Annotated in this window: 1 protein-coding gene and 2 pseudogenes; 2 read left to right on the top strand and 1 reads right to left on the bottom strand. The window is 43.7% G+C overall.

What is annotated here, in order from left to right; translation table 11 throughout:
* Positions 1 to 365: 365 nt before the first annotated feature.
* Positions 366 to 2561, bottom strand: coding sequence for an alpha-galactosidase (locus DW830_RS15185; RefSeq protein ID WP_119250470.1), 2196 nt, complete (start codon positions 2559 to 2561; stop codon positions 366 to 368).
* 300 nt (positions 2562 to 2861) lie between these two features.
* Here DW830_RS15185 and trhA point away from each other — a divergent pair.
* Positions 2862 to 3517, top strand: a pseudogene (gene trhA, locus DW830_RS15180) (PAQR family membrane homeostasis protein TrhA).
* 216 nt (positions 3518 to 3733) lie between these two features.
* Positions 3734 to 3869: pseudogene (locus tag DW830_RS15175) on the top strand (IS1380 family transposase); the annotation flags it as partial.

Genomic DNA, 3869 nt, shown 5'->3' with positions numbered 1-3869 from the left:
TTTGTTGTCTGTACTTAGGACGAATATCCTTTTCGTTTATTGAAGCTTAGTAAACCTGACTTGTCAATTACTTGACGGTTCGTTTCTTTTACCCAGTCAACTTTCTTATTTCTAAGAAGTTAACCGCTTCTTGTACTACTTGTCTGTTTATGTAAAATCTTTCAAAGAACTCTTTCTTTAGTTGCTTAGAGTAATACTTGATTTCTCAAAAGCGAGTGCAAAAGTACTAACTATTTTCCATTCCACCAAATTTTTCGAGAAGAAAGTTGTATTTTTCTTTCAAATTTAACGCTTATAAACACTTTTCGCGTTTCAAATCCATTCTTCTCCTTATTATATATATACGCGCGAAAGAAAACCAGCCTTTATTGAGCCTCCAAATAGAGAACACGAGAAGACCAATCGTTCTTTTTACCCCAGTCAACATTATGCTCCAATGGCATTTCCAAGCCATGTTCCATCAAATACTTGCCAGAATATGACTTACCCTCGCAAGCCAAAGGAGTATTATCGATGACATCAAGCTCACGTACCTTATACATCTTGTTTGCATCCAGACCAGCCATCTTAACGATAGGAAGGTGCGCATTATAGAAGTTAGCAAGCTTCCACCAGTAGAACACAGCCTTATCCTTAGCCTCGCTTACATACATAATGGAAGACAGCCCCTGGTTGTCGTATGGGGAAACCAAACGGTAAAGATCGCCAAACTGTACAACAGGGCGAATCTCCTTGTATTCAGAGATAGCCTTTCGACAGAGAGCCTTCTCCTCATCCGTCATATTCTTTGGCTGGATTTCCATTCCAAGACGTCCGCTCATAGCTACATCAATACGATACTTCAAGGAAGTTGTGCGGAATACGGTATGGTTTGGCACAGCAGAGATATGACTTGCCATAGCTATAGCTGGGAAGAAGTAGCTGGTACCATACTGCATATAGATACGCTGCAGGGCATCCGTATTATCACTTACCCAGAACTCATCGAAACCACGGAGGCATCCCCAGTTGGCACGAGCGCCACCACTGGCACAACACTGGATAACGACATTCTTGTACTTAGCACGGATACGATCGATAACCTTAGCAAACCCCTGATGGTATGCGATATAGAGATGACTCTGATCAGCGGCAGAAAGATACTGACTACCATGATTCATGATGGCCATATTGGCATCCCACTTGATGTAGGCAATCTCAGGATACTTAGTAAGCAGATCATCTACCACACCATACACGAAATCCTGCACCTTTGGATTACCGAGATCAAGAACCAGCTGAGTGCCACCACGACCAACTACCGCATCACGCTTAGGCGCCTTGATCACCCAATCAGGATGCTTCTCGTAAAGTTCACTTTTGGTATTAGTCATTTCCGGCTCAATCCAGATGCCGAACTTCACGCCATTCTTCTTGGCATCACGAAGCAGGCCTTCGATACCATCAGGCAGTTTTTCGGTATCTACTACCCAATCGCCCAAAGCTGCATTATCTGTCTTGCGAGGATATTTCTTTCCGAACCATCCATCGTCCATTACGAAGAGCTCACCACCCATGCTATGGATATCAGCCATCATCTGATCCATACCCTTCTGGTTGATATCGAAGTAAACACCCTCCCAAGAGTTCAAGAGGATATCACGCTCCTGATCACCATGAGCAAGCACGTACTTACGACCCCACTTATGGAAGTTGCGGCTAGCACCGCTCAAGCCCTCATTGGAATAAGTAAGCGCAAGAGCAGGAGTCTTGAAAGTTTCACCCTTCTTGAGATGATATTCTGAATTCTGCTCATTGATACCAGCAAAGAAATAATGATATTCAGTATCATCAGTTACAGTCTTAAGCTTATAGTTTCCGCTATAGGCAAGTGCAGCACCTATAACGGCACCCGTATTCTCCTGTCCCTTTCCATTGAGAGAGAACATCACCTCGGCATGATCGGTATGAGAATTACGCACACCATCATTGTTACGGATGACAAACTCGCCTGGCTGCAACTTCTCATGACTCAACTGAGCCTCAGCAGCCCATGTGCCAGAGAGATGACTCATCCATACATCACCACGGCGGATAGGAAGCATAGCTGATGCAAAGGTAGTCAGCGTAACAGTACCCTTCTCTCCATTACTGATTTCAGTCCAAGCCTCAATCATATCCACATCCTTATAGGCACGGTACTTCAGATCCACCTTGATATTATAAACAGGATCCTTGAGATGGATGGTAGTAACTGTGGCATTAGCCTCCTGCTTCACATCGCTACCGGTAGCCACGAGAGCAGTAGAAAGATTACCATCGCTGTGACGCATGGCGAGTGCAGCTTCTACAGGAGTATTCAGACCGTATGCAGGATAAGCATCCATACGACCATTGGTAGCTACTGTGAGATTCTGCAAATCAGCAGCGTTCAGCTTAGAACCGAAATAGAGATACTGTGCAGGTTTTCCGTTCTCCACATCGAGGATGAGCGAAATCCCCTTACTGTTTACCGAAACCTGTTCTGCCATCGCAGGCATGGCGATGGTCATCAGCAAAAGTGCAAGTGATTTTAATTTCATCATATTTATTATATACGTTATTAGTTATTGCTATTGATAAATTTTCGAATGCAAAAATAAGAAAATAAACAAGAACCGCCAACACTTTCTCGAATTATTTTGGGAATAAAGCACAAAAGGTCAAACATCAAGCAAATAAAGCAAATAAATGAGTCGGAAGCAGGGATAAATACTCCAGATTATCACATCCATATCATAACAATCACTAAAAAAATCATTAAACTCGGAATTTCTTAGTATCTTTGCCCCGCAAACATCATGTATCATACAATCCAAAAGAGACAAAAAAAATAAAGCTATATGAAACTCAAAATACATTTCAGTCACAAGGAGGAGCTTTGGAACTCCTGGTCGCATGCAGGAGGCATCCTGATGGGCGTTGTCGTAGGAGCCATCTTCCTTTATTGGTGTTTTACCATGCATAACGGATGGGCCACGGCAGGCATCATCCTCTACCTGTTCGGTATGCTGATGTCTTACATCGCATCTACCACCTACCACGCCATCTCCGCATGGAGCAAGTGGAAGGAGCGACTGCGCAAATGGGATCATGCCGCCATCTACTGGCACATTGCCGGTTCTTATTCCCCTATCACCCTGATTGCGATGCGCGAACAAGGCTATTGGGGATGGAGCCTCTTTATCTTCATCTGGCATGCGCCATAGCAGGCACGGTGATGAGCTTTGCCAAACTCAAGGACCACAGTAATCTGGAGACGCTCTGCTTTGTGGGTATGGGATTATCGGTACTTGTCGCATTCAAGCCTCTGATAGATTCCGTATCCCCAGCCACGGTTATCTGGATTATCGCAGAGGGCGTCTGCTACATCACGGGTGCCGTGTTCTACAGTATCAACAAGAAGAAATACATGCACTCCGTGTTCCACTTCTTCGTCCTGGCAGGTAGCGTCTGCCACATCATCGCCGTTTGGGACATTCTGATGAAATATATCTAAACGACTCAAGAATAGAAACCAAGAATAAGAATCAAGGCATCGAAAAGTGAAGGCTTTTCGATGCCTTTGCTTTTTAGACCTTAATTCCGCAACACTATAATTTAACTTTATTTATAAGTTCCTGAGCAACAAAAAGTTGCCCAGGATTTTGCCGTGTCAGATTTTTCACTTATCTTAGTGTTGCAATTAGAAAACAAGCGAAAATCGTAACAAGACATGGCAAAGGTACAAATAAAATCTGAGAAACTCACACCTTTTGGAGGAATTTTTTCAATCATGGAGAAATTTGACTCCATGCTTTCACCCGTTATCGACTCAACACTGGGTCAGAGATGCAGCAGTATCATCGGAT

Origin of the sequence: Prevotella sp. AM34-19LB (assembly GCF_003468525.1) — a bacterium.
Taxonomy (GTDB): Bacteria; Bacteroidota; Bacteroidia; order Bacteroidales; family Bacteroidaceae; genus Prevotella.
The sequence above is the reverse complement of the archived record's forward strand: the minus strand, read 5'-3'. Positions and strand labels throughout refer to the sequence as shown.